This window comes from Microbulbifer okhotskensis (assembly GCF_023895975.1).
Lineage (GTDB): Bacteria > Pseudomonadota > Gammaproteobacteria > Pseudomonadales > Cellvibrionaceae > Microbulbifer > Microbulbifer okhotskensis.
Map to the genome: position 1 here is coordinate 1 of NZ_JALBWM010000392.1, position 439 is coordinate 439.

General features: G+C 45.8%; 1 protein-coding gene. It reads left to right on the forward strand.

What is annotated here, in order from left to right; translation table 11 throughout:
- Nucleotides 1–439 (forward strand): reverse transcriptase domain-containing protein (locus tag MO867_RS22640; RefSeq protein ID WP_252473384.1); only part of this gene is annotated, 439 nt, incomplete at both ends.

The following is a 439-nucleotide window of genomic DNA, read 5'->3' on the forward strand; positions in this document are numbered from 1 at the left end:
GGGGGTGCCACAAGGGGGTCCTTTATCGCCGCTGCTGTCCAATATTGTACTCGACCTGCTCGATAAAGAGCTGGAAAAACGCCACCATGATTTTGTCCGTTATGCGGATGATTTTGTGATTGTCGTTTCTTCTAAACGCGCCGGTGAACGGGTTATGGCGAGCATTAAACGCTTTGTTGAGCGAAAGCTTAAACTCAAAGTTAACGATGCTAAAAGCCAAGTAGTCCCCGTTAGCCGGTGTAAGTTTCTGGGGTTTTCTTTTCGGGGTGCAAAGCTTGTCTGGAATGATAAGTCTCTGCTCCAATTTAAATATCGCGTACGCCAGATTACAGGGCGATCTCGTGGTATTTCGATGGAGAAGAAAATGAAAGAACTTACCGTATTCCTCCGTGGCTGGATCAACTATTTTGGGATAGCGCAAGGCTATCAAAAATGTATA